The sequence below is a fragment of the Wocania arenilitoris genome, from assembly GCF_021728535.1.
Lineage (GTDB): Bacteria > Bacteroidota > Bacteroidia > Flavobacteriales > Flavobacteriaceae > Wocania_A > Wocania_A arenilitoris.
The window spans coordinates 1-21,514 of sequence record NZ_JAKKDU010000021.1 but is presented as its reverse complement, the minus strand read 5'-3'; the positions used below and the strand labels follow the sequence as shown (position 1 = coordinate 21,514).

Below are 21,514 nucleotides of genomic sequence, written 5' to 3'. Positions count from 1 at the left end.
TACAATCTGCAAATAGGGGTTGTCAAGTAAATAACTAATTATTATTGTGTTATTTTGATCCCTATGGATTTTAAATCATTCCAAAATGTTGGATACGACTTTGAAACCACCGTAGCATCTTCTACAATAATTGATGTTTTTAATGCTAAAGGCGCAAAAGCCATAGCCATTCTGTGATCATGGTACGTTGCGATTGTAACCATTTCTTTAATTGAATTTGATGGATGTAAGTAAAGTGTATCGTTTGTAACATCTACTTTTCCACCTAACTTTTCAATTTCGGTTTTTAACGCAACTAATCTATCTGTTTCTTTTATTTTTAAAGTGTGTAGTCCTTTTAAATGGCATGCTATCCCTAAACCAAAACAAGTTGCAGCTATAGTTTGTGCAATATCTGGTGCATTTACTAAATTAAAAGTTTTGGGTTCTAGGTTTTGGGTTTTCTTTTTTAAGTTAATTGAATTGTTGGTAAAAACCGTTTCAACGCCAAATGCTTTGTAAATATCAACTAATACAGAATCTCCTTGCAACGAATTTTTTTTGTATGATGACAAAGTGATTTCGGTTCCAATTTCACTTAAAGCAGCAATACTAAAGTAATAGGATGCTGATGACCAATCTGATTCTACGATTAAGGTTTTAGGTTTTGGGTTTTCTGTATTGGGTTTTACAGTAATTGTGTTGTTTATAAAAGTTGATTTAACACCAATCTCTTCTAACAAGCTTAATGTCATTTTTATGTAAGGAATAGAAGTGATTTCACCTTTAAGTGATAATTCTAAACCATTTTCTAGTTTTGAAGCTATAAGTAATAGTGCTGATATGTACTGACTGCTTACATTAGCCTGTAACGACACTTTATTTTTAGTTAACTTTTTTCCTTTTATTTTTATCGGTGGAAAACCTTCATTTTCATTATAACTAATATCTGCTCCTAATTCTTGTAAAGCTTTTACCAAAATTTTAATAGGGCGTTCTTTCATTCTTTTAGATCCCGTAAGTACAACTTCTCGCCCTTCTTCAACAGCAAAAAAAGCGGTTAAAAATCGCATAGCGGTTCCTGCATGGTGTATATCGACAACTTGTTCTTTTGATGCAAGTGCTTTAGTCATTAAATTACTATCATCTGAATTTGAAACATTTTGTAATTGAAACTCAGGAAATAATGCTTGTAGTAGTAATAATCTGTTCGATTCGCTTTTAGAACCTGTTATTTCTATTATTGATTGTTTTTTTATTACCGACTTATGTAGTGTGAAATTCATTATTACCTATTAAAAAACGCTTCTAAAATTAGAAGCGTCAAAGATAATTATAAATTATTTTAATTTCTCGTTATTATGATGCCTATCGTGGTCTCGTTTTGCTTTTTTATCCATTCTTTTATCAAACGCTTTTTGCAAATCTACTCCCGTTTGGTTTGCTAGACATAAAACCACAAACAGCACATCGGCAAGTTCTTCTCCTAAATCTTTGTTTTTATCACTTTCTTTTTCGCTTTGTTCACCATAACGACGTGCTATAATACGGGCCACCTCACCAACTTCCTCTGTTAATTGTGCCATATTAGTTAGCTCATTAAAATAGCGTACACCATGTTCATTTATCCAATCGTCAACTATTTTTTGTGCATTTTTTATATCCATTATGCTTTGGTTAATACGATTTGTTCTTTACACTTTATTATCATTTGATTAAAAAACTGCTTTAAAAACAAATAGTTATCTGTCATTATTCTAGGTTTTTTTATATCAAAAGTAAAAATTAATTGAATATTCTTTTCAGTTACTCTTGGAATATATTTGAGTTCTCCTAAATCGTTTGGTATTTTCAATCTAACAGGTTCGGGTGTTGATTCAACAGTATAACCTTCAGGAAATGCAATACTAACCATATATTTTTTTGCAAAAGGGTACCCAAAATCTACAGGGAATTTTCTTTCTTCTAGCTTAAAAGGATTTTCTTCTAAACTAAGAAAAGATAATGGTTGAATATAAATTTTACCATCAACAAAATCAGCTCCATTTTCTTGATAATATTCAAAAGATTCTGCAACAAAACCTTCATAACTATCAGTGTTTTTTACTGTATAATTTGATATTTCAATATTATCTAATGATTTTTCTTTACTAGCAATAAAACTTTCTTCATCTTGGTCTTTATATTCTTTTCTAAATTCAAGTGCATTATGTTTTGTATATCTTGCACTAAGCTTTCCATTGATTTCCCCGTCTTCATTTAAATTAGCATTAATGGAATATTGAGCAACAGCCTGCTCAGGGCTACTTATATCAATTTGTTTCCATATTAGTTTATTGTTATCAATATAAATCCCTTTCCAATTATAGTCTTTAACTGGCAGCAAGTTAATATCGCTAAATTCTTCAGTTGCATCTAAAAAATATTTCTTTTCATTTATAACTGCATAGGCGATAACATAATTTAATCTATCAACGGTTGGAAAGAAAGGTATTACGTTGTCTTTTGTACTTAATATAACCGGGTTTGAATCAATTCCAGCATATCTTAACATAGCTACTAGTGTTAAATTTATATCGGCTACATTACCCTTTTTTTCTTTTAAGGTTTTACGAATACCATTGAAAAAATATTTTCCATCTATACCATTCCATTTTAAATTATCCTTAATGTATTTAAAAATAACTTTCATCTTTTCTACTTGATCAGTCTTTCCTGAAATAAGATCATCTAATTCATCATCAAAAGAATTAGTTTTATCTAGTTGGTTTTTATAATCATCTGAACTACCAATAGTTTTTGCCACATCTTTCCATGTTTGAGAATAGCTTTTAAAATATCCCGGAAATTCAACTGAAACCAGTTCAAACATAACCCCAGCTCTGTAGTTATTAATATTGTCTACATAACTTTCCTCTTTAAGCGCTGGAACATTGTTTAAAAAATACTTGTTTATAACTACTTGCATACCTAAACGATTATCAGTTTTTGTACTTCGTTTAGGAAAAAAAGTTATATGACCTTTATTTGTTGTGTTAAACCTAAATCCTTTAGGGGTTCTAATTTCTGCTTCTAGCTTTTTTATGGGTATATCGTACTGAAATACAAATTCATCAATACTCCAGATAAAAGGTGACCTTTTTTGATATTTAATATCTATAACAGAACCTTCCTTTACATTTGGCATTGTAAGTTTAACTTGATTGTAGTTATAACTTAATTTTGATTTAAAAATTTGATCTTTTTCTAACTCGGTTTTCTTTACCTTGCCGTTTTCAATATTAAAAGTATAAGCCTTAATTTTTCTTGCAACTTCTGCACTACTTCCTGCTCTAAATAAGTTTATTACTTCAGTTGCATAATCAAAACCATCACCATTATAAATTTTGATTCTTTTATGAATCTCAGTTATTAACTCGTTTGCACCGTATGTTGAATTGAAGTAAGTTTTTTGTTGTTGAAACAAGATAGCTGCATTGGCCGATTTATCTGGCGCATAAACATCTTCTAACAGCTCTTCTTTTGTTACTTTACCAAACTCAATCTCTTGACCTAAGCTTAATTGAAAAGAAATAACAAACACAAAAAAATATACTTTTTTAATCATAACTCTATAGTTTTTTTAATATTATTTTATAGTTATCCATTTTCGAAATTTTTTTTCTAAAATTTCTATATAAATCATACTCTAATTTAGGGTATTTCCCTTTTAAAATCTTTAACTTCCTATTGTAGAGTATTTTATTACCATCTTGTATAAATTCAATAAAATATTCTCCAAATTTATTTTTTATTGAAACATTTTCTGGAAGTGATTCAATCACATATTCATTTGGAATTGTGTAACTAAAACTATCTTCATCTAAATATCCTCTTTGTATCTCAACTGGTAATTTACGATTACGGTATCTGTTAGGTATAAATGAATTTTTATTGAAAGCATTTGGAGCAAAAATGAGTCTATCTCCGTTTATAGAACCATAGTTTTGAGCACGAGATTTTATCTTTTCAGTAAATTCAACATCTTCTTTATCGTTCTCAAAAGAATAATCATTTATTTCTAAATTATTAACATTACCCCAATACTCTTTATAATATTCATCAATATCTTTCTTAGATTTTCTTTCAATATAAAATCTATTATCATATTGTACACCTTTAGTTTTAATTGTAACTTCTGAGTTTATACTTCCATCAACACTTAATTTAATATCTGCTTTAGTAAATTGATAATTGATACTATCGGGATAATTGATAGTTTTTAAAATTTCACTATAATCTTGTTTTATGACCAATACTTTTCTATCATCTGTAAAATCGCCAATAAATCCGAAAGGATGTATTTGACTTGTACAATCTAACCATATCATTTCGTCGTTATTAGGAATTCCTAAAATAATATGATTCCCTTGTTCTAAAGACGCAAAATCAGTATCAAAGTCTATTATTTCCTTTCCGGCTTCTACTACTGTGTAATACGATTTTACTCCAGCAATACTAAGAAGTGATTGCGTATAATTAGTTAAGCCCTTACAATCGCCATACTTTAAATTATCAACTTCTAAAGCTGCTATAGGCTGTACACCACCAATACCAACTTGAACACTAATGTATCTTGTATTGTTTTGTACAAACTCATAAACTTTTTTTGCTTTTTCAATGGGGTTATCTATACCTTTTACTAAATCTAAAATTTGCTGTTTCGTTTTTTCAGTTACCTCATTTCTACCCTTTAAAAGCGAGTTTCTAATCCAATTACCAAACTCATTCCAGTTTTTTGCATGTCCATCTACTCCATTAAAATGAAATTTTTCTACTGCAACCATTGCATAAGGTGTAATACTATTTAAACTAGGACTTAAATCTTCTGGTTTTATTGGTGGTACATTTGAGATAGTATAGCTTAGCGTATTACTTGAAGTGGACTTTTTAACTTGAAATTCATCAAAACTTATTTCTTTAGATCTTAAACCTAGATTAGCTTGATCATTTAAAATAAAACTATCTTTTTCAACACTTAAAAAGTAACTATTAATTGGTCTCCAAGTTGGAATAGCTGCAGTATTTACTGATTCAACTTCATAACTAAACTTTACTGTATATGGATAATTAATTGGTGTATAGCCTAAAAACAAAACTCTAGAATCAGAATAAAGTGTTCCTCCATCTACGGCACTATAATCAATAAAGTCTCTTTTCTTTTTTTTCTTTAGCACTTCTCCATTTTCATCAAAAATAACAGCTTCAATTTTTTTTACCTTTATATGATTATCATAACCAACTCCAGCTTGAAGGTGTTGATTCCCCTTTTCATTAAAAACAGTAACAACTCTATCGAGTGATATTAATATTTTATTTTGGGATTCTATCACAACATGCATCTCATTTAGCCTTACAACTGCATTGGCTCCTTTTTTTAAGTCATCTGGAATTGTTAAACTGGAATATAAATCGTCTTGCGAAAAAGCGGTAAGCGTTGCTAATAGCAACATAATATTAACTATAGGTTTTAACACCATTGATTGGTTTTTAACAAAATAAAAAAGCAAATCTAAAGGAATAAAACCTTTATTTATATGAGGGAAATCATATTTTAAGAAATGTTTTCTTTACCTTTTTAATTAAAATTCTTACGGCTAATATAAAAAAACAAGGGAGAATCACATATTTTATTTCACTTAAAATAACTTGGGTGCCCCATTCTGAAAAAAAGTTTTTCAGCCCAAGTGGAGATACTACTATTTCTCTAAAAGGAAAAAAATATCTAATGTTATTAAACGGAATTAGGAATCCAACGCCTTCGCCTCCACTCGTCATTGCATGCAATATACCATGAGACATTGTAGACAAAAATATAACTAAAAACCAAATTAGTTTGTTTTTTCTGCCTAGTGTAAATATTAAAATGAGTGTCCATAAAACTGCAAAAACAATTGAATGTGTAAAACCTCTATGACCTAATACATGTGAATAAGATATACCAAATTTAAAACCTATTACATCAAAATCTGGCAATATGGTTGAGAAAATAGCAAGGAACAGCAATAATCTACCATTCTTTTTATCAATAAGTTTTGCTAAAGTAAAACCAACAGCACTATGTCCGAAAATCGACGCCAACTAGACTTTATTTTTAGAATCGATTATAATGGTTACTGGTCCATCGTTTATTAATTCTACTTTCATGTCGGCTCCAAACTCACCAGTTTGAATTGGTTTACCTAAATCTGATTCTAACTGATCAACAAAGGCTTTATACAACGGAATAGCAACATCTGGTTTTGCTGCTTTAATATAACTTGGTCTATTTCCTTTTTTAGTTAATGCGTGCAAAGTAAATTGGCTTACCACAATAACATCGCCCTTAAAATCTGAAAGAGAATGATTCATTACACCATTTTCGTCTCCAAAAATTCGAAGATTTACTATTTTATTTGAAAGCCAATTGATATCGCTTTGAGTATCTTCATTTATAATACCAAGTAATATTAAAAAACCGCTTTCAATTGAAGCAACTTTTTTACCTTTTATGGTTACACTTGCTTTTATTACACGTTGAATGACTACTTTCATTTACTAACAACCCTTAATTAAAAATAAGATTTTTATCAATAATTTTGTAGTGTATCCCTTCATAAGCACCACTTATACCAGCCTCATATAACACTAAAATATTCTCGTTTTTTAACTCGGTAAGGTCTGAATAAGCCGAATGAGATTTATAAATAGATAGCTTTTTATCCCAATTTAAACCATCATCAAAACTTACTGAAAGCGTCATATTAACTCTAGCTAAAGAATCGGCAGGATTTGTAAATAATAACACATTTTTATTGTTGTTTTTAATAGATAATAGCGCACCTTGGCACCTTGGTTCTGGCAATTCAATATCAAATTTTTGATTAATCCAAGTTACTCCTCCATCTTTACTTATGGCTATTTGTCTTGCTTTGGTTGCCTTTCTATCGTAATTACGCATATTAAGTAGTAAATCTCCATTTGTTAATTCGGCAACTGTACACTCATTGACTTGATCTGCTGGTGTACTCTCTCCCAGTTTCCAAGTTTCCCCATGATCATCAGAGTAAATAGCATGCGAATAGTACTTTTTTGAATCCTTTTCAATATGATCGCAAGGGATTACTAATCGCCCTTTATGCACCCCTTTTTCAAGCTGAATACCATGAACTGGACCTGTTGCATACCATGTCCAATCATCTTCTTTTGTGCTTTCAGTAATATTTTTAGGTTCAGACCATGTTACTCCATCATCTGTTGATTTTAAATGATATACTAATCTGGTTTCAATACTTGTTTCGTTAATAATTTCTGATTCATGATCATTACCATTGTTCCATGTTGAAAGTAAATGAATAGTGCCTGTTTCTCTATCAACTACAGGAGCTGGATTACCACAAAAATTAGCTTTATCATCCCAAATAATTTTAAGATTACTCCACGTTATACCATTATCAGAAGATTTTTTCATTACTAAATCAATGTCGCCAGTATCTGAACATCCTTTTTTTCGAGCTTCACTAAACGCTAAAACTGTTCCGTTATTGGTGGTAACAATTGCAGGTATTCTATAACAGGCATAGCCATGATCACCATTTTTAAATAAGGTGTTGAATACAGACGGTTCTTGAGGTTTTACTTCTTTTTTTTCAGTTGAAATATTCGATTTTTTATTGTTACAATTCAGAAATAGTAAACAACTCATTATAAATACAAAGTATCTCATCAAGAATAGATTTTAAAATTTAAATAAAGAATTTCTTGAAACCAACTATTCACATGGTATGCTTCGACTGCGCTCAGCACAGGTTTCGCTAGTTTCATTTCGACAAGCTCAATGTAACACATTTTGACCTTATAGTCAAAAACAAAATTCTATTATTTAGATTCCCGTTTTCACGGGAATGACAATTTCAGCGGAAACCCCGATGCAAGCATACGGGAATTCTTTTCGATTAAACTAATTTACTCTTTATCCCAAATATCGGTTCTGTAGTGTACATCTTCACCTTCAATAATTTGCAAATAACTGCGGTAGCGCGAAAATGCTATTTCATCATCATCCAGCGCTTTTTTAACTGCACAATTTGGCTCTTTAGTGTGTAAACAATTATTGAATTTGCACGCTTGCTTTAATTTAAATATCTCAGGAAAATAATCGCCAACTTCTTCTTTATCCATATCTACAACACCAAAACCTTTTATTCCGGGTGTATCTATAATTTTAGCATCAAAACTTAAATCGAACATTTCTGCAAAAGTGGTAGTATGCTGTCCTTGCATATGCTGCGTTGAAATTTCTTTAGTTTTGATATTTAGCGAAGGTTCAATAACATTGATAAGTGTGGATTTACCAACACCTGAATGCCCAGAAAAAACATTTACTTTACCTTGCATTGCAGCTTTTACTTTATCAACGTTTTTTCCTGTAGTAGCAGATATTCCTATACATTCATACCCGATTTTTCTGTAAATGTGAGCGAAGTACTTTACTTCATTTAACGTAGCTTCATCATAAGTATCTATCTTATTAAAAAGTAAAATGGGTTTTATAGAATACGCCTCGGCAGTTACTAAAAACCGATCTATAAAACTGGTTAATGTTGGTGGATTATTAATAGTAATCATTAAAAACACCTGATCGATATTTGCAGAAATAATATGGGTTTGTTTAGATAGGTTTACAGATTTCCTAACAATATAATTGGCTCTTTCGTGAATATTGTAAATAACCCCTGAATCTTGGTCATTATCAGTTTCCAACTCAAAATCTACAACATCGCCCACAGCAATAGGGTTAGTACTTTTTATTCCTTTTATGCGAAATTTCCCTTTTATACGGCATTCGTAAGTCTCACCTAATTCGGTTTTAACGGTGTACCAGCTGCCTGTAGATTTATAAACGCGTCCTGTCATATATTTTTCAAAAGTAAAACTAATAAATATTTTATTTGGCATAGATATTAGTTAAACTTGTAAATTATTAATTATTACAAAAACAAACAACATGAAAAAATTACTTATTGTTTTGGCTATTGGCCTTTTTGCATTTATTGATGCAAGTGCTCAAGTAGAGTACAAAGTTGTAACTAGTGTAGAATCTATTGTTCCTAGTGGTTTAGGGCGTTCTAGAATTATTAGCGCCAACGAAGAGAAAGATTACAAAGAGTACACGAGTACCCAAACAGAAGAGGATAATACACGAAACAAATCTAAACGTGGAGAAATAAGAGTTAAAGGTTTTGATGAAACTAAGCTATTAAACTTCTTTAATCTTGGTGGCATTCGTTTTCAAAACATAGCTGCAAATGATGCTATAATAACTTCTAAAATTAATACTATGATTGAAGAAGGTTGGGAGCTTGCTTTTGTAACTAGTGCTGTAGAAAGTGCTGGTAAAGGTGATAATCAGGGTATTTTCATAACACGTTATATTTTTAAAAGAAATAAATAATACTATTTCTTATTTGAAATAACTGTAAAAGAAAATAATGATTTTTTTATTTGTACAAAAAATAAAGCATAGCCTTAGTTACGGTTTCTTATTCTATTGAGGCAGAAAGGAAAAAAGCGTTTTCTTTTACAGTTATTTCTAAGTAAGTAAGGTGTTTAAACCTTGATAAATATCTTTTTCTTATAGAGTATATATCCTAGAAATAAATAGAAAGATACTACAGTTAATGCATAAAGAAGAGATGATAATTTATCGGCTAAAAAAGATTGAACAAATATGTTGTTGTATAGCCAAGAGTGAATACTTTGTTGCGGATTGACTTTTATTAAATAAAAACATTTAGATATAAAACTGGATAAAAAGTAAATTATTATAGCATTATAACCAACATACTTAAAAATACTACCAAATTTCCAATTTAGCACATCTGTAAGGCAGTAAATAATAGATAAAATTAAAGTTGCCCAACCGCTCGTTACTAATACAAAGCTACTGCTCCAAATGGCTTTATTAATAGGAAACCATATGCTTAAAATATAGCCACAGACTAATAACGATATAGCAGTAATTAGCAAATAAATTAACTTATTAATGTTTTTGTTGGATAAAATACCACCAACCAAAATTCCACAAATACAGGTTGCAATTGCAGGTAATGTGCTTAAAACACCCTCAGGATCATAGTCTGCTTTCCACATATGCTTTCCTAAAACTTTTAAATCTATATAATTTGCCCAATTATTAGGTGCTCTATCAAAAGTTGGTAAACTTCCATTGGGTAGTGGTATAAAACCTAAAAACAGCCAATAACCAATTAAAATGAATATACTAATTGTTAGTAAAGTTTTCCAATTGAAGTTTATAAATAAAATAGAAGATATTAAAAATACAACACCAATACGTTGCAAAACACCAGGAAATCTTAAAGCTTCAAAGTCTTTTACAAATGGGAAATAGGGTAAAAATAAAGCTAAAAACAACCCAAGACCAATAAGTTTTAAACTACGAATGACAATTTTTTTATAGGTTGGCCAAATTTTAGGTTTGTTTTTGTAAGCAAACGAAATTGAAATACCAACAATAAATAAAAAAAACGGAAACACTAAATCTGTTGGAGTTAGCCCATGCCAATCTGCATGAAGTAATGGTGTGTAAACTTTACTCCAAGTTCCTGGAGTGTTAACTAAAACCATTACTAAAATGGTAAATCCTCTAAGAATATCTACAGATACAATTCTTTGTTTTATTTCCATTTTTTAATATTTTATCTGGTTTAAAAAAAGAGACTTAAATATTAAATCGTCCAAAAACTAGATTTGCTTGTCTTCTTTAATATTAAATATGCGTTCTTTGGTTTGCTTTAAATAGTTTCTTCCAATAGGGATTCTTCTACCAGCAATTTCAATAGTATTGCCTTCTAAAGCAACAATTTTATTTATTGAAATATTATATGAACGATGTACACGTATAAAATTTGATTGTGGTAACTCTTCAGAAATAGCTGTAAGCGATTTGTGTACTACATAATCGCCTAGTGTTGTAGCTATTTTAATGTAATCTTTTAAACTTTCAATAAACAAAATATCATTGAGGTTAACTTTAACTAACTTTTTATCAACCTTTAAAAAAATATGAGGTTCTTGGTTTAAACTCATGTCTCCAGAATTTGCATTAGCATATATTTGCTGATATACTTTATTTATTGTTTTTAAAAACCGATTAAACGGTATTGGTTTTACTAAATAATCAAGCACATCTAACTCAAAACTTTTTACAGCATATTCTCTATAAGCAGTGGTTATTACTATTAATGGTTTAAAGTTTAAATTTTCAATAAAGGTAAAGCCAGTCATTTGAGGCATATTAATGTCTAAAAAAACAAGATCTATTTTTTCTTGTTGTAAAACACCAAATGCTTTTAATGGGTTGCTAAAGGTTTCTACAACTTCAATATTATCGAAATTTTTTAAATGATTCTCTATAACGCTTATGGCTAAAGGCTCATCGTCAATAATAATACACTTAATTGTCATCTCACAGGGATTTTTAAAAATATACTATAAATATCGTTATTAATACTAGGCTGCAATATAAAATCTTTTGCAAATAAGAGTTTTAACCGTCTTAATGAGTTAGAAATTCCGATACCTTTTTTTTCATTGTTTATAGCCAAGGGATTAAAATTATTAGATATTTTAAACTCAAGATATTTTTTATTAATAATCTCAAAATTCATTTTTATAATAATTTTATCATTGCCTTTTAACCCATGCTTAAAACAGTTTTCAACAAATGTAATAAGTAATAATGGTGGAACTTTAACGTCTTCTAAGTCGCCTGTAATATGCAATTCTGTATCAATTTTGTCTTTAAATCTAAGATTTTCAATATCAATATAATTGTTTATATGACTTATTTCTTCTAGTAGATCTGCTTTTGAGTCGGTTACATCATAAAGCACATACTCCATCATGTTAGATAACTTTAAGATGAGTCTAGGCAAACTGTTTGATTTGTTAAGTGCTAATGCATATAGATTATTTAAAGTGTTGAAGAAAAAATGTGGTTGAACCTGTGTTCTTAAAAACTTTAGCTCGGTACTTAATTGTAGTTGCGAAAGTTTTTCATTTCTTTTTTTTTCAATACTCCATTCTACTATAATTTTTATAGCAGAGGCAAATGCTATTACATATATTTGACCAATAAACTCTGATATAAAATGATTAAACATGGATTGATTTGGCATTGTAGAATACATACTAATCCATATTTCGTTAGAGACAAAAATAAAATTTAAACCAAGTCTTAAAAAGTAGGATGTTATTAGTGCCGTAACTAAGCTTAATATAAAGGCAATGTATTTGTCTTTTAAAATGAATTTAGGAATAAAATAATAAATGTTTAAATAAACCAATATAATGTGTATTGGAAATTCTATAAGATTCGATTTTAATGAGTAAATAAAATCGTTATTATAACTACCCCATCTTATAACATTAAAAATAAAATAACTAACCCAAAATACAACATGGTATTTTAGAGGAATAGTTGTTTTTATTTTGTTTTTAAAGATAGTGAAAGTGCTTTTCATTTTATAAACTTATTTACTTATTGTGTAAATTAAACAAATTAACTCTATCATCATTATTAGTAATAAGTATTGTAGAGCCTTCTTTTTTGTTAATGGCTATAATATCTTTTGAATTTCCTATGTTAACAAAACCTGTTTCCTCCATATCAATAATTTCAAAAGTCTTGTTTTTATAAGATAAAATACTGCCTAAAGAAGCATCATAACGTACTGTTTCAACTTCGGCATTATAATGATTGCCAATTGCTATAATTTCTTTTTGATTATCATTATTAATATCAATAAACTCAAAATCCATAATTGGTGCAATTTGAAGCATTTTAGGTAAGTTTTTAATGCTAAAATTACCACCGCCATCATTTTCTAAAAATACACTATTAAGCATATGTACTTTAAGATGAAGTGCTTTTTCTAAAGCTACTTTACCATAAATATCTTCAAGAGAAGCTTCAGAAAACTCTGTAAATGTTGGAAATTTATCTTTAATAAAAGGCATTTGCTGCGATGAACATTCTAGCCCTCTTGATGGCACTAAAGTGCCTTTATAATTTGAAGTTAAAACAATATCATAAGTTCCAGAATTATCAAAATCATCACAAAATACATGAAAAGGTTTTTTAGTACTGGCTTTATATTTTGTGTTTAGTCCTAAGTTTCCAACAAAATAATCTATATCTCCATCATTATCAATATCTACACTTTCAATGCTAAACCAAATCCCTTCTGTGTTTTTTAAAGAGTTGTTTTCAATTGGCTTTAATGTTCCGTTGTTGTTTTCAAAAATTGTTATTGGCATCCATTCTCCCACAACAATTAAATCTTCATCGCTATCATTATCATAATCTGAAAATATAGCATCCGTTACAAGCCCCACATTTTTAATTGCAGGAGCTATAGTTTTTGTTTTATTATAAAACTTGCCATTTTCGTTAATTAAGATGTAAGACTCTGGCGCATATGGGTATTTATCAGGTATTACTCGCCCTCCAACAAATAAGTCTAAATCACCATCATTATCAATATCTGAAGCTTTAATAGTTTGCCCACTAGAAGTGATTTTAGGGAGTATATTTTTACCTTTACTAAAGTTGCCTTTACCATCGTTTATATAAATTCTATCTTGGTATAGATTGCTGTTTTCTTCAAACTCTGCACCACCACTAACCACATAAAGATCGTTGTCTTTATCATTGTCAATGTCTAAAAATAGCACACCTAAATCTTCATATTCTTTATCTTCTTGCCAGATTTTTGTGTCTTGTTTTATAAATTTACTATTCTCATCTTGAAAGTATAATTCTCCACTTTGACCTTTTGCACCGCCAATAAAAAAATCTTCTAAACCATCTCCGTTAACATCAGATTTATCTATAAACGGACCATTTGTTGACTGACTGTGTGGTAACAAAATTTGCTTTTTATAGTCATTAAAGTCATTTTCATTATGCTTATAAGCAATACCCTGTTTGTAAGGACTGTCTTTTTGTAATAGTGTTTTTGGTAAACTTTCATTAGTGACTCCTGATGAAATAGCATTTTCTTGATTCACAGAAATGATTTGATTCGATTTAATATTTGTAAGTTTAGTTATTTTTTGATTAGGCCATTCAATTAAAATCTCATCAATATTAGCGGCATCTCCAACACCAAAATTTATAATGTTTTCTACAGAAGATATAAAACCTCTGCTAGTATATAATTCTTGATATTGTTTTATATTATTTGCGGTAACGGCAATTTTAGAACCTATGGCAAATTTGTTTTTATCATCACCTTTTAGTTTAATTTGAATAAAGTTATTAGTATCATTATTTTGATAGAGTAGTGGTGTGTCGTTAATGTTATTTATTACTAAATCTAAATCACCATCGTTATCAAAATCGGCATAGGCGGCACCGTTTGATTGGGTTTTTTCTTTTAGACCCCAATTTTCTGGGTTTTTAGAAAAATTTAAGTTGCCTTCATTTTTAAAGGCATAATTTTGAATTTTTGTAGAAGGTTGCAAATCTGTTATTTCTTTAAAGCTAGGTTTGTTTTTTTGTTTAAATCTTTTACTTAATTCGGTTCTAAAATCTTGATTTGCCATGTCTTTTAAGATACCATTAGAAACAAAAATATCTTTGAGTCCATCATTATCAAAATCTGCAATTAATGGTGTCCAACTCCAGTCTGTTTTCGCTAATCCACTTATTTGAGCTATTTCACTAAAATTCCCATTTCCTCTATTAAGCTGCAATGTGTTTACCATGTATTGATGGTTATAACCATTTTTAACTAAGTTGTTAAAATTATTTGTATTCATTGATGCCATGTTTTGTTTACTGCGCACATGGTCTTCAAATGCCATTTCTAATACAAATAAATCTGGATGTAAATCGTTGTTTAAGTCAGCATAGTCTGATCCCATACTGCTAAAAGACGTATGTTTAATTCTATTTAAAATCTCATCGGTAAACTTGCCATTTTTATTATTTATGTACAGTTTGTCTGGAGTCAAAAAATCATTACACACATAAATATCTGGCCAGCCATCATTATTAAAATCGCCTATTGATGCGCTTAAGCCAAAAGCTTTGTTAACTATACCTGCTTCATGCGTTATTTCAGTAAATGAAGAACCATCATTTCTATATAATATGTCCGAGCTTAACCTTGAATAATCTCTCTCGATGCGCATATTAAGCCTACCAGTATTCTCAAAGTCTGGTCTGTGGTTTACTAAATACAGGTCTAAATCACCATCTTTATCAAAATCAAAAAAATAGGATTGCGTACTAAAACCAGGGTCATTTATTTTCCAACCTTTGGCTTTATCAATAAAGGTGTTGTTTTTTTGATTAATAAATAGTTTGTTTTCTTTTGAAAAGGTTGTTTGATTAGACCCTGATTTACATATGTAAATATCCAGCCACCCATCATTATTAATATCAACCACTGATACACCTGTAGACCACCCTATAGCATCTTTTAATCCAGAAGTTTCTGTAATATCCTTAAATTTAAAACCGCCTTCGTTTAAATAGAGTTTGTTTGAATTTTGATTAGCAACAAAAAACACATCTACTAAACCATCATTGTTGAAATCTGCTGTAGCAACGCCTCCGCCATTATAAATATTACCAAAATTTAAAAAGTTTAAATCTGGTGTTTCTTCAACGTTATTCTTGAAAGTAAAATTTGTTTTATCATTAGCAATTAAAGAAAATAGCGTAGTACTATTAGACGTTTTCTTTTCTATTGTTTTTAAGGTTTTATACGATTTGTTTTGATTACAATTAACTAGGATAAGACTTAAAATTGTAAAGAGAATATTTTTTTTCAAAACACTATTTTTTTAATAATTAATTAATGATAAATATAAAAAATATAAAAGGGAGAATCATATAGATTCTCCCTTTTAACAATATAAATTTAAATTATATTAATTTTGTTTAGCCCACCATAATGGTGTGTGAACTTCGTCTGGACCACCTAAGTGCTGAACAGCTTGGGCGTGACCATTAGGAATATTATTAACAAAAGACGAAGGGTATTTTACACGTTGTCCAAAGAAGTTAACTTGATTAGACATTACATTCCCAGGATTTAATTGTGGCATATTTGGGAATGGATCTTCAACTGCAGGGTTTTCAAAGAAAGGTAACCCTAAACGTCTGTGATCATTCCATAATTCAAGAGGTATCCACGCACTTGATGCGATAAACTTTTGTGTAATAATTTTAGTTAAAAGATCGTTTTTAACGTTACCACCTTCGTAAATCGTGTTATTTGGGTACGTGTATTCAAAAGTACCTGGAGTGTCTGTATATCCATCAACATAGTCCATAGTTACACTTGCAGGAGGTTCAGTTGTATGATCCCAGCTTACTGATGTACCGTTGTTGTTATAATCTTCAGAAGCTATATAGGTTGCTAAATGATCTGAAACACCATAGTAAGCAAAGCTTTCTGCAATTCCTGTTTCGTAAGCATCTTTACCAGTTATTGGGGTATTCCAACCTCTAGTATAAGCCTCAGCAATTAAGAAATGCGTTTCCCAAGATGGGAAAAAGATACGCTCACTTTCTCCATGTCTGAAATCAAGACCTAAACGTGGCCAAGATCCAGGACCTATTAATCGGTTTTTCGAACCTGGTTCACCAGTATTTCCAGCTGCTGTAGCATTATAAGTAAAGGCAGCGTCAATTGTCATTAACTCATCACCATTATCATCAAGTAAAGTTCTTTCGGTTACTGTATGGTTGTTACTCCATGTTGGGTAATTACTATAATTAGTGTCATCAACGTTTCCAGGGATTGGGAATGTTTTATAAGATCTAGGATCTATAGTATTTGGTAAACCATCTAAAAAGAAACCTTTAGCAGGATCGTTAGTAAGCATTGAAAAATGATTTTCAAATCTCTTACCCAAATAACCAGCAGGTTTAATATTAACTTGATCATCAGCTGGCAATTGCTCCATAGATGTTACACTACCTAACCCTACAACTAAATTTCTGTACGTTGGCGTTATATAGTGGCTATTCCATTGTCTAGACTGTGGGTTTGTGTAATTGTTCCATCCACCACCAGAAAACACGCGCATATCATCTGCAGATGTAGCAATAATTTGCCCACTATTGGCTGCTTCTTCAAAGTGTTGTTTAGCAAGTGCAGGAGCAACTTCAGATAAACGCATAGCTAAACGCATTCTCATTGAGTTACCATATTTCTTCCATTTATCGTAGTCATAGCCAAAAGCTGGATCTAGATTTGGATCTGGTTTAAAAGCGTTTGTGTCGTCAATTTTACTAACAGCATCTTTTAATTCATCAAGCATAAATGTATAAACTTCTTCTACGCTGTTATAAGCAGGGTTTTCACCTTTAAAACCATCAATTGGAATTGGACCGAAAGTGTCGCTCATTTCACTCATAATGTACACTCTCCAAATTCTTGCGATATGCATAACATTCTCGGTATATTCTTTAACATTACCAGTAGCGATTTTCTCTTCTGCTACGTTAATTGCATTTGTGGCGTTAAGTAACCATTTAGATACATAGCCGTTAAAGTAGTCATTTGTCCAACCATCGTTAAACCCCCCATGAGAAAGCACTCCTAATCTGGAGGTTCTAGAAGCATCTTTCCAATATAGTACAAAAATACGTTCTGCAATATGAGGGTTTTGCTGTGCGCCTCCAATGGAGTTATTAATAAAAAATTCTACTTCTACTTGCTCTGCTGTTGCAGCTAATGGGTTCTCATTGATTTCTTCAAAATCACTACAAGAAAAAACCAATAGGGTTGCACAAAATAGTGCCATTGTTTTACTTAATACTTTTTTCATAATTTTTCTTTTTTTTAAAATTTAGCAGCTATATTCAAAAATACAGTTCTCGTTGTTGGTGGTGCTAAGTTCTCAAAACCTGTAGCATTGGTATTTGTACCGTTTACAGCTTCAGGATCCACACCATTTAGATGACTTGTAATCATCCATACATTGTTGGCAGAAACTCCAAGAGATAAGCCTTTAAAAGGCGTTTTGTCTAACCAATCTTTATCAAAGTTATAAGTTAAATTTACATTTCTTAACCTTATATGAGTAGCATCGTATACATTAGCTTCAGTAATACCCAAGTTTCCAGAACGTCCAGTAATAGCAGCCCATAAGTTTTGTGGTGTAGCACCAACAGTATTTTCACTTAAATTACCAGCACCATCATCTACAACACCATTAAACACTACAGGAGCTCGGTCTCCATTAACAACGGTTACGGCACCTAGACCAGATCGTTGTAAAGCGTGGTTAGTACCAGAGAAAATCTCTCCACCAATACTTGCATTAAAAAGGAAACTAAAAGAGAAGTTTTTGTAAGTTAACATATTTGTAATACCTAATAAGGCATCAGGTACTTGTGTTCCTAATACTTCTTTTTCTGATGACGATGTAGCTAATGGCAATCCATCAGCATCAACTAAAATTCTTCCAAAAAATGGGCTAGACTCATCTTCAACTCTTTGGTATTTTGTACCAACAATAACCCCATAATCTTGACCAACATCGGCAGTAATACTAAAGTTGTCAAAAGTTCTTAAGTTAAATGTTACAACATCATCCGCTAAAGCTTCAATCGTGTTTTCGTTTCTTGAATAATTAAAGTCCATATCCCAGGTTAAACCATCTTCATTATCTAAGATTCTGGCTTTTAAAGTAGCCTCAATACCTGTGTTTTGAATATCACCAGCATTAACCTTTTTATTGTTAAACCCACTAAAAGGGTCTAATGGAAGATTAATTAGCTGATTTGTTGCATTAGACTTGTACCATGCCAAATCTAAACCTATTCTATTATCAAAGAAACGCGCCTCTAAACCAACTTCATAAGATTTGATTAACTCATTAACAATATCAGGGTTAAGTAGTGTATTTTGTGAAGAAGCTGTCGTATTTCCTAAAGCGTCATTTCCTATGTTAAATGCATTTTGTAATTGGAAAGGTGCTAAGTCATTACCTACCTCTGCATAAGAACCTCTTAGTTTACCAAAAGTAAACCAACTTGGTAATTCACCACCATTTTTTGTTATCATATCCGAAATAACAAGAGATGCATTAACAGAATTATAGAAGAAAGATCTGTTTGCTTCGCTAAGCGTTGATGACCAATCATTACGTCCTGTAAATTCTAAAAAGGCATATCCGTCATAGTTTAAAGAGAAAAGCCCATAAACTGAGTTAATTTTCTTTTCGCTAAAGCTTTGAGACACACTTGCTGGATTAACTCCATTATTTAAGCTAAACAAATTAGGCACTAATAAGGTTCCTGAATTACTACTTAAACCACTTCTTTCTTGAGACATTAAATTTCCACCAATAGAAGCCGATCCTCCAAATTTACCAAATAAATTGTCTTTAGAGGCAGTTAATAACATACTATAGTTTTGTTCATTAAATGTTCTCTTGCCTAAACCATAAGTTGAGTTGCTAGAAGTTCCTGCAAATACTTTAGATTCTGTATTAGTGGTGTAAATATCTATACCAGCTCTTACTTCCCCTCTTAACCAATCATTAAAATCATGGTTTAATGTTCCTGTCATTATAAATCTATCTCTAGAGTCCCAGCTTAAACGTCTTTTGTTTGCCCAATACGGGTTAATTTGGTTTGAGTTAGGATCAAACCAAATTTGATTACCAAATTCATCTACGCCAGCAGAGTATTGTCTGATATCTCTAGAGCGTGGAAAGTTTATTATAGTTTGGTATTGGCTTAATGCACCAAATCCAGTTCTTGGTCTGTTATTGGCCGTTGTTTTGTTATACTGTACTTTAGTATCTACAGACCAATTTTTATTAGCACCAAATTTAGAAACACCTCTAGCTGTTAAATTTAAACGCTCTAATGTAGCCGATGGTGAAATACCTTCATCTTCTAAATAATTGGCCGATGTATATATAGAACCATTTTCTGTTTGATTTTGAAAAGACAGACTGTGTTGCTGACTAAAGCCACCATTATAATAGTTGTCTATATTATCGTAAGCTCTATCAAAAACAACTGATCCTTGCTCATCTCCTGTTTCTGTTTGACCTTCAATTTTTGGTCCCCAGCTAGATTGACCATATTCATCGTAAACACCAAGAGAACCTTGTCCGAAGCTGCTCTGTAAATCCGGTGATGTAAAAATACTTTGGAAACCAACGGTAGACGAGTAAGAGATTCCTAAACCGTTATTAGATTTACCCGTTTTAGTGGTAATTAAAATAACACCATTACCTGCTCGCGAACCATATAATGCAGCCGCAGATGCACCTTTTAATACCGTTAAGGTCTCAATATCTTCTGGGTTAATATCGGCTATACCATTACCTAAATCGGCAGATGGACTCCAGAAACCCTCATTTGTAGAACCTGTAAAATTATCCATTGGCGTTCCATCAACAACTATTAATGGTTGGTTATCATTAGTTAACGAGCTATATCCTCTTAATACAATTTTAGAAGATCCAGCAGGACCGTTACTAGATTTAACAACCTGTAAACCTGTAATTCTTCCTGACAATGCATTAACCATGTTAGGTTCTTTCTGTTCTGCTATTGATGAACCTTTTATTTCTTGAACGGCATATCCTAAAGATTTACGCTCTCTTTTAATACCAAGTGCAGTAACAACAACTTCATCTAGTTGACTAGCATCCTCAACTAAAGATACGTTGATAGTTGATTTGTTATTAACTGCAATCTCTTGGTTGGTATAACCAATATAAGAAATAACTAAAGTAGCTGTAGAGCTAGAAACAGTAATACTATAGTTACCGTCAAAATCTGTAGAAACGCCATTTGTGGTTCCTTTTTCAATAACATTGGCACCTCCTAAGGGAATTCCAGTTGCGCTATCTGTAATAGTTCCAGTAATTGTGCTTTGCGCTTGTAAGCTTTGCATACTTAACAAGCAAAACACAAACATGAGTTTAAGTAATTTTTGAATCATAATTTTTTTGAATTAGTTTTTAATTTTTGATTGTTTCAAGATTATTCTTGAGGAGTTAATTTAGCTTGAATCTTTTTCATTTAACAAATCGGTTTATTTTAAAATTAATTATTAAGCAATAATAGTATTATAAACAGCAAAATATTGAATAATATGCTTGCTAAAAAAAATTATATATATACAACCTATTTTTAATGACGAACAACAAATAATCACAGATAAATGGTATTGATAAAAATTTAACTAAGTGTTATCTTCGTGAATCTTAATACAATAAAAAACGATTTATTAATAAGAGCATAATTTAGTTCTCATTATAATTATTTTTAGCATCTTTAGTGTATAAAGAAGCGAAAAAACAAATTTGCACAAGAAAAAACGAAGGTTTCGTGTAGCACAGTATTTACTGAAAAAATTAGGAACCCAAAAACAAGCCAGTGAAGTATTTGGCATTACAGAGCGATCTGTCAATAAAATATGGGCGCACTACAAACAAGGGGGTA

Annotated in this window: 15 protein-coding genes; 1 reads left to right on the top strand and 14 read right to left on the bottom strand. The window is 30.9% G+C overall.

Annotated features, from left to right (window positions below; all coding sequences use genetic code 11):
• Positions 1–41: 41 nt before the first annotated feature.
• The 8 genes from L3X37_RS14440 to rsgA all read right to left on the bottom strand — a co-directional run bounded on the left by L3X37_RS14440 (position 42) and on the right by rsgA (position 8,913).
• On the bottom strand, positions 42–1,265 hold the full coding sequence (locus L3X37_RS14440; protein ID WP_237240872.1) for a 3-phosphoshikimate 1-carboxyvinyltransferase: 1,224 nt from the start codon (positions 1,263–1,265) through the stop codon (positions 42–44).
• Between the two features lie 54 nt (positions 1,266–1,319).
• Positions 1,320–1,646, bottom strand: coding sequence for a nucleotide pyrophosphohydrolase (locus tag L3X37_RS14435; RefSeq protein WP_102756778.1), 327 nt, complete (start codon positions 1,644–1,646; stop codon positions 1,320–1,322).
• Positions 1,646–3,586, bottom strand: coding sequence for a transglutaminase-like domain-containing protein (locus tag L3X37_RS14430; RefSeq protein ID WP_237240871.1), 1,941 nt, complete (start codon positions 3,584–3,586; stop codon positions 1,646–1,648). Before L3X37_RS14430 ends, L3X37_RS14435 begins: the two co-directional genes overlap by 1 nt.
• 4 nt (positions 3,587–3,590) lie before the next feature.
• On the bottom strand, positions 3,591–5,498 hold the full coding sequence (locus tag L3X37_RS14425; RefSeq protein ID WP_237240870.1) for a DUF3858 domain-containing protein: 1,908 nt from the start codon (positions 5,496–5,498) through the stop codon (positions 3,591–3,593).
• Between the two features lie 67 nt (positions 5,499–5,565).
• Positions 5,566–6,099, bottom strand: coding sequence for a metal-dependent hydrolase (locus L3X37_RS14420; RefSeq protein WP_237240869.1), 534 nt, complete (start codon positions 6,097–6,099; stop codon positions 5,566–5,568).
• Complete coding sequence (gene dtd / locus L3X37_RS14415; protein WP_237240868.1) at positions 6,100–6,552, bottom strand: D-aminoacyl-tRNA deacylase; 453 nt, start codon at positions 6,550–6,552, stop codon at positions 6,100–6,102.
• Between the two features lie 13 nt (positions 6,553–6,565).
• The gene (locus tag L3X37_RS14410) at positions 6,566–7,723 is read right to left on the bottom strand and encodes a sialidase family protein (RefSeq protein WP_237240867.1); all 1,158 of its coding nucleotides are present in this window, start codon (positions 7,721–7,723) and stop codon (positions 6,566–6,568) included.
• Positions 7,724–7,962: 239 nt separating this feature from the next.
• Positions 7,963–8,913 (bottom strand): ribosome small subunit-dependent GTPase A, encoded by a 951-nt coding sequence (gene rsgA, locus L3X37_RS14405; protein WP_237240888.1) that lies wholly within the window; start codon positions 8,911–8,913, stop codon positions 7,963–7,965.
• A 91-nt stretch (positions 8,914–9,004) separates the two neighbouring features.
• Between rsgA and L3X37_RS14400 the strand changes: the two genes are divergently transcribed.
• The gene (locus tag L3X37_RS14400) at positions 9,005–9,451 is read left to right on the top strand and encodes a hypothetical protein (RefSeq protein ID WP_237240866.1); all 447 of its coding nucleotides are present in this window, start codon (positions 9,005–9,007) and stop codon (positions 9,449–9,451) included.
• Positions 9,452–9,606: 155 nt separating this feature from the next.
• On the opposite strand, the gene L3X37_RS14395 is transcribed toward L3X37_RS14400, so the two are convergent.
• The 6 genes from L3X37_RS14395 to L3X37_RS14370 all read right to left on the bottom strand — a co-directional run bounded on the left by L3X37_RS14395 (position 9,607) and on the right by L3X37_RS14370 (position 21,011).
• Positions 9,607–10,704 (bottom strand): acyltransferase family protein, encoded by a 1,098-nt coding sequence (locus L3X37_RS14395; RefSeq protein WP_262910837.1) that lies wholly within the window; start codon positions 10,702–10,704, stop codon positions 9,607–9,609.
• A 57-nt stretch (positions 10,705–10,761) separates the two neighbouring features.
• Positions 10,762–11,484 carry a LytR/AlgR family response regulator transcription factor gene (locus L3X37_RS14390; RefSeq protein WP_237240865.1) on the bottom strand — a complete coding sequence of 241 codons (723 nt, stop codon included), beginning with the start codon at positions 11,482–11,484 and terminating at the stop codon, positions 10,762–10,764.
• Positions 11,481–12,542: a sensor histidine kinase gene (locus L3X37_RS14385; protein ID WP_237240864.1), complete on the bottom strand. Its 1,062-nt coding sequence runs from the start codon at positions 12,540–12,542 to the stop codon at positions 11,481–11,483. The genes L3X37_RS14390 and L3X37_RS14385 overlap by 4 nt, the downstream gene beginning before the upstream one ends.
• 13 nt (positions 12,543–12,555) lie before the next feature.
• A complete protein-coding gene (locus L3X37_RS14380) occupies positions 12,556–15,864 on the bottom strand; it encodes a VCBS repeat-containing protein (RefSeq protein WP_237240863.1) in 3,309 nt (1,102 codons plus the stop codon).
• 99 nt (positions 15,865–15,963) lie between these two features.
• Positions 15,964–17,871 (bottom strand): SusD/RagB family nutrient-binding outer membrane lipoprotein, encoded by a 1,908-nt coding sequence (locus L3X37_RS14375; protein ID WP_237240862.1) that lies wholly within the window; start codon positions 17,869–17,871, stop codon positions 15,964–15,966.
• 14 nt (positions 17,872–17,885) lie between these two features.
• The gene (locus L3X37_RS14370; RefSeq protein ID WP_237240861.1) at positions 17,886–21,011 is read right to left on the bottom strand and encodes a SusC/RagA family TonB-linked outer membrane protein; all 3,126 of its coding nucleotides are present in this window, start codon (positions 21,009–21,011) and stop codon (positions 17,886–17,888) included.
• Between the last annotated feature and the right edge of the window lie 503 nt (positions 21,012–21,514).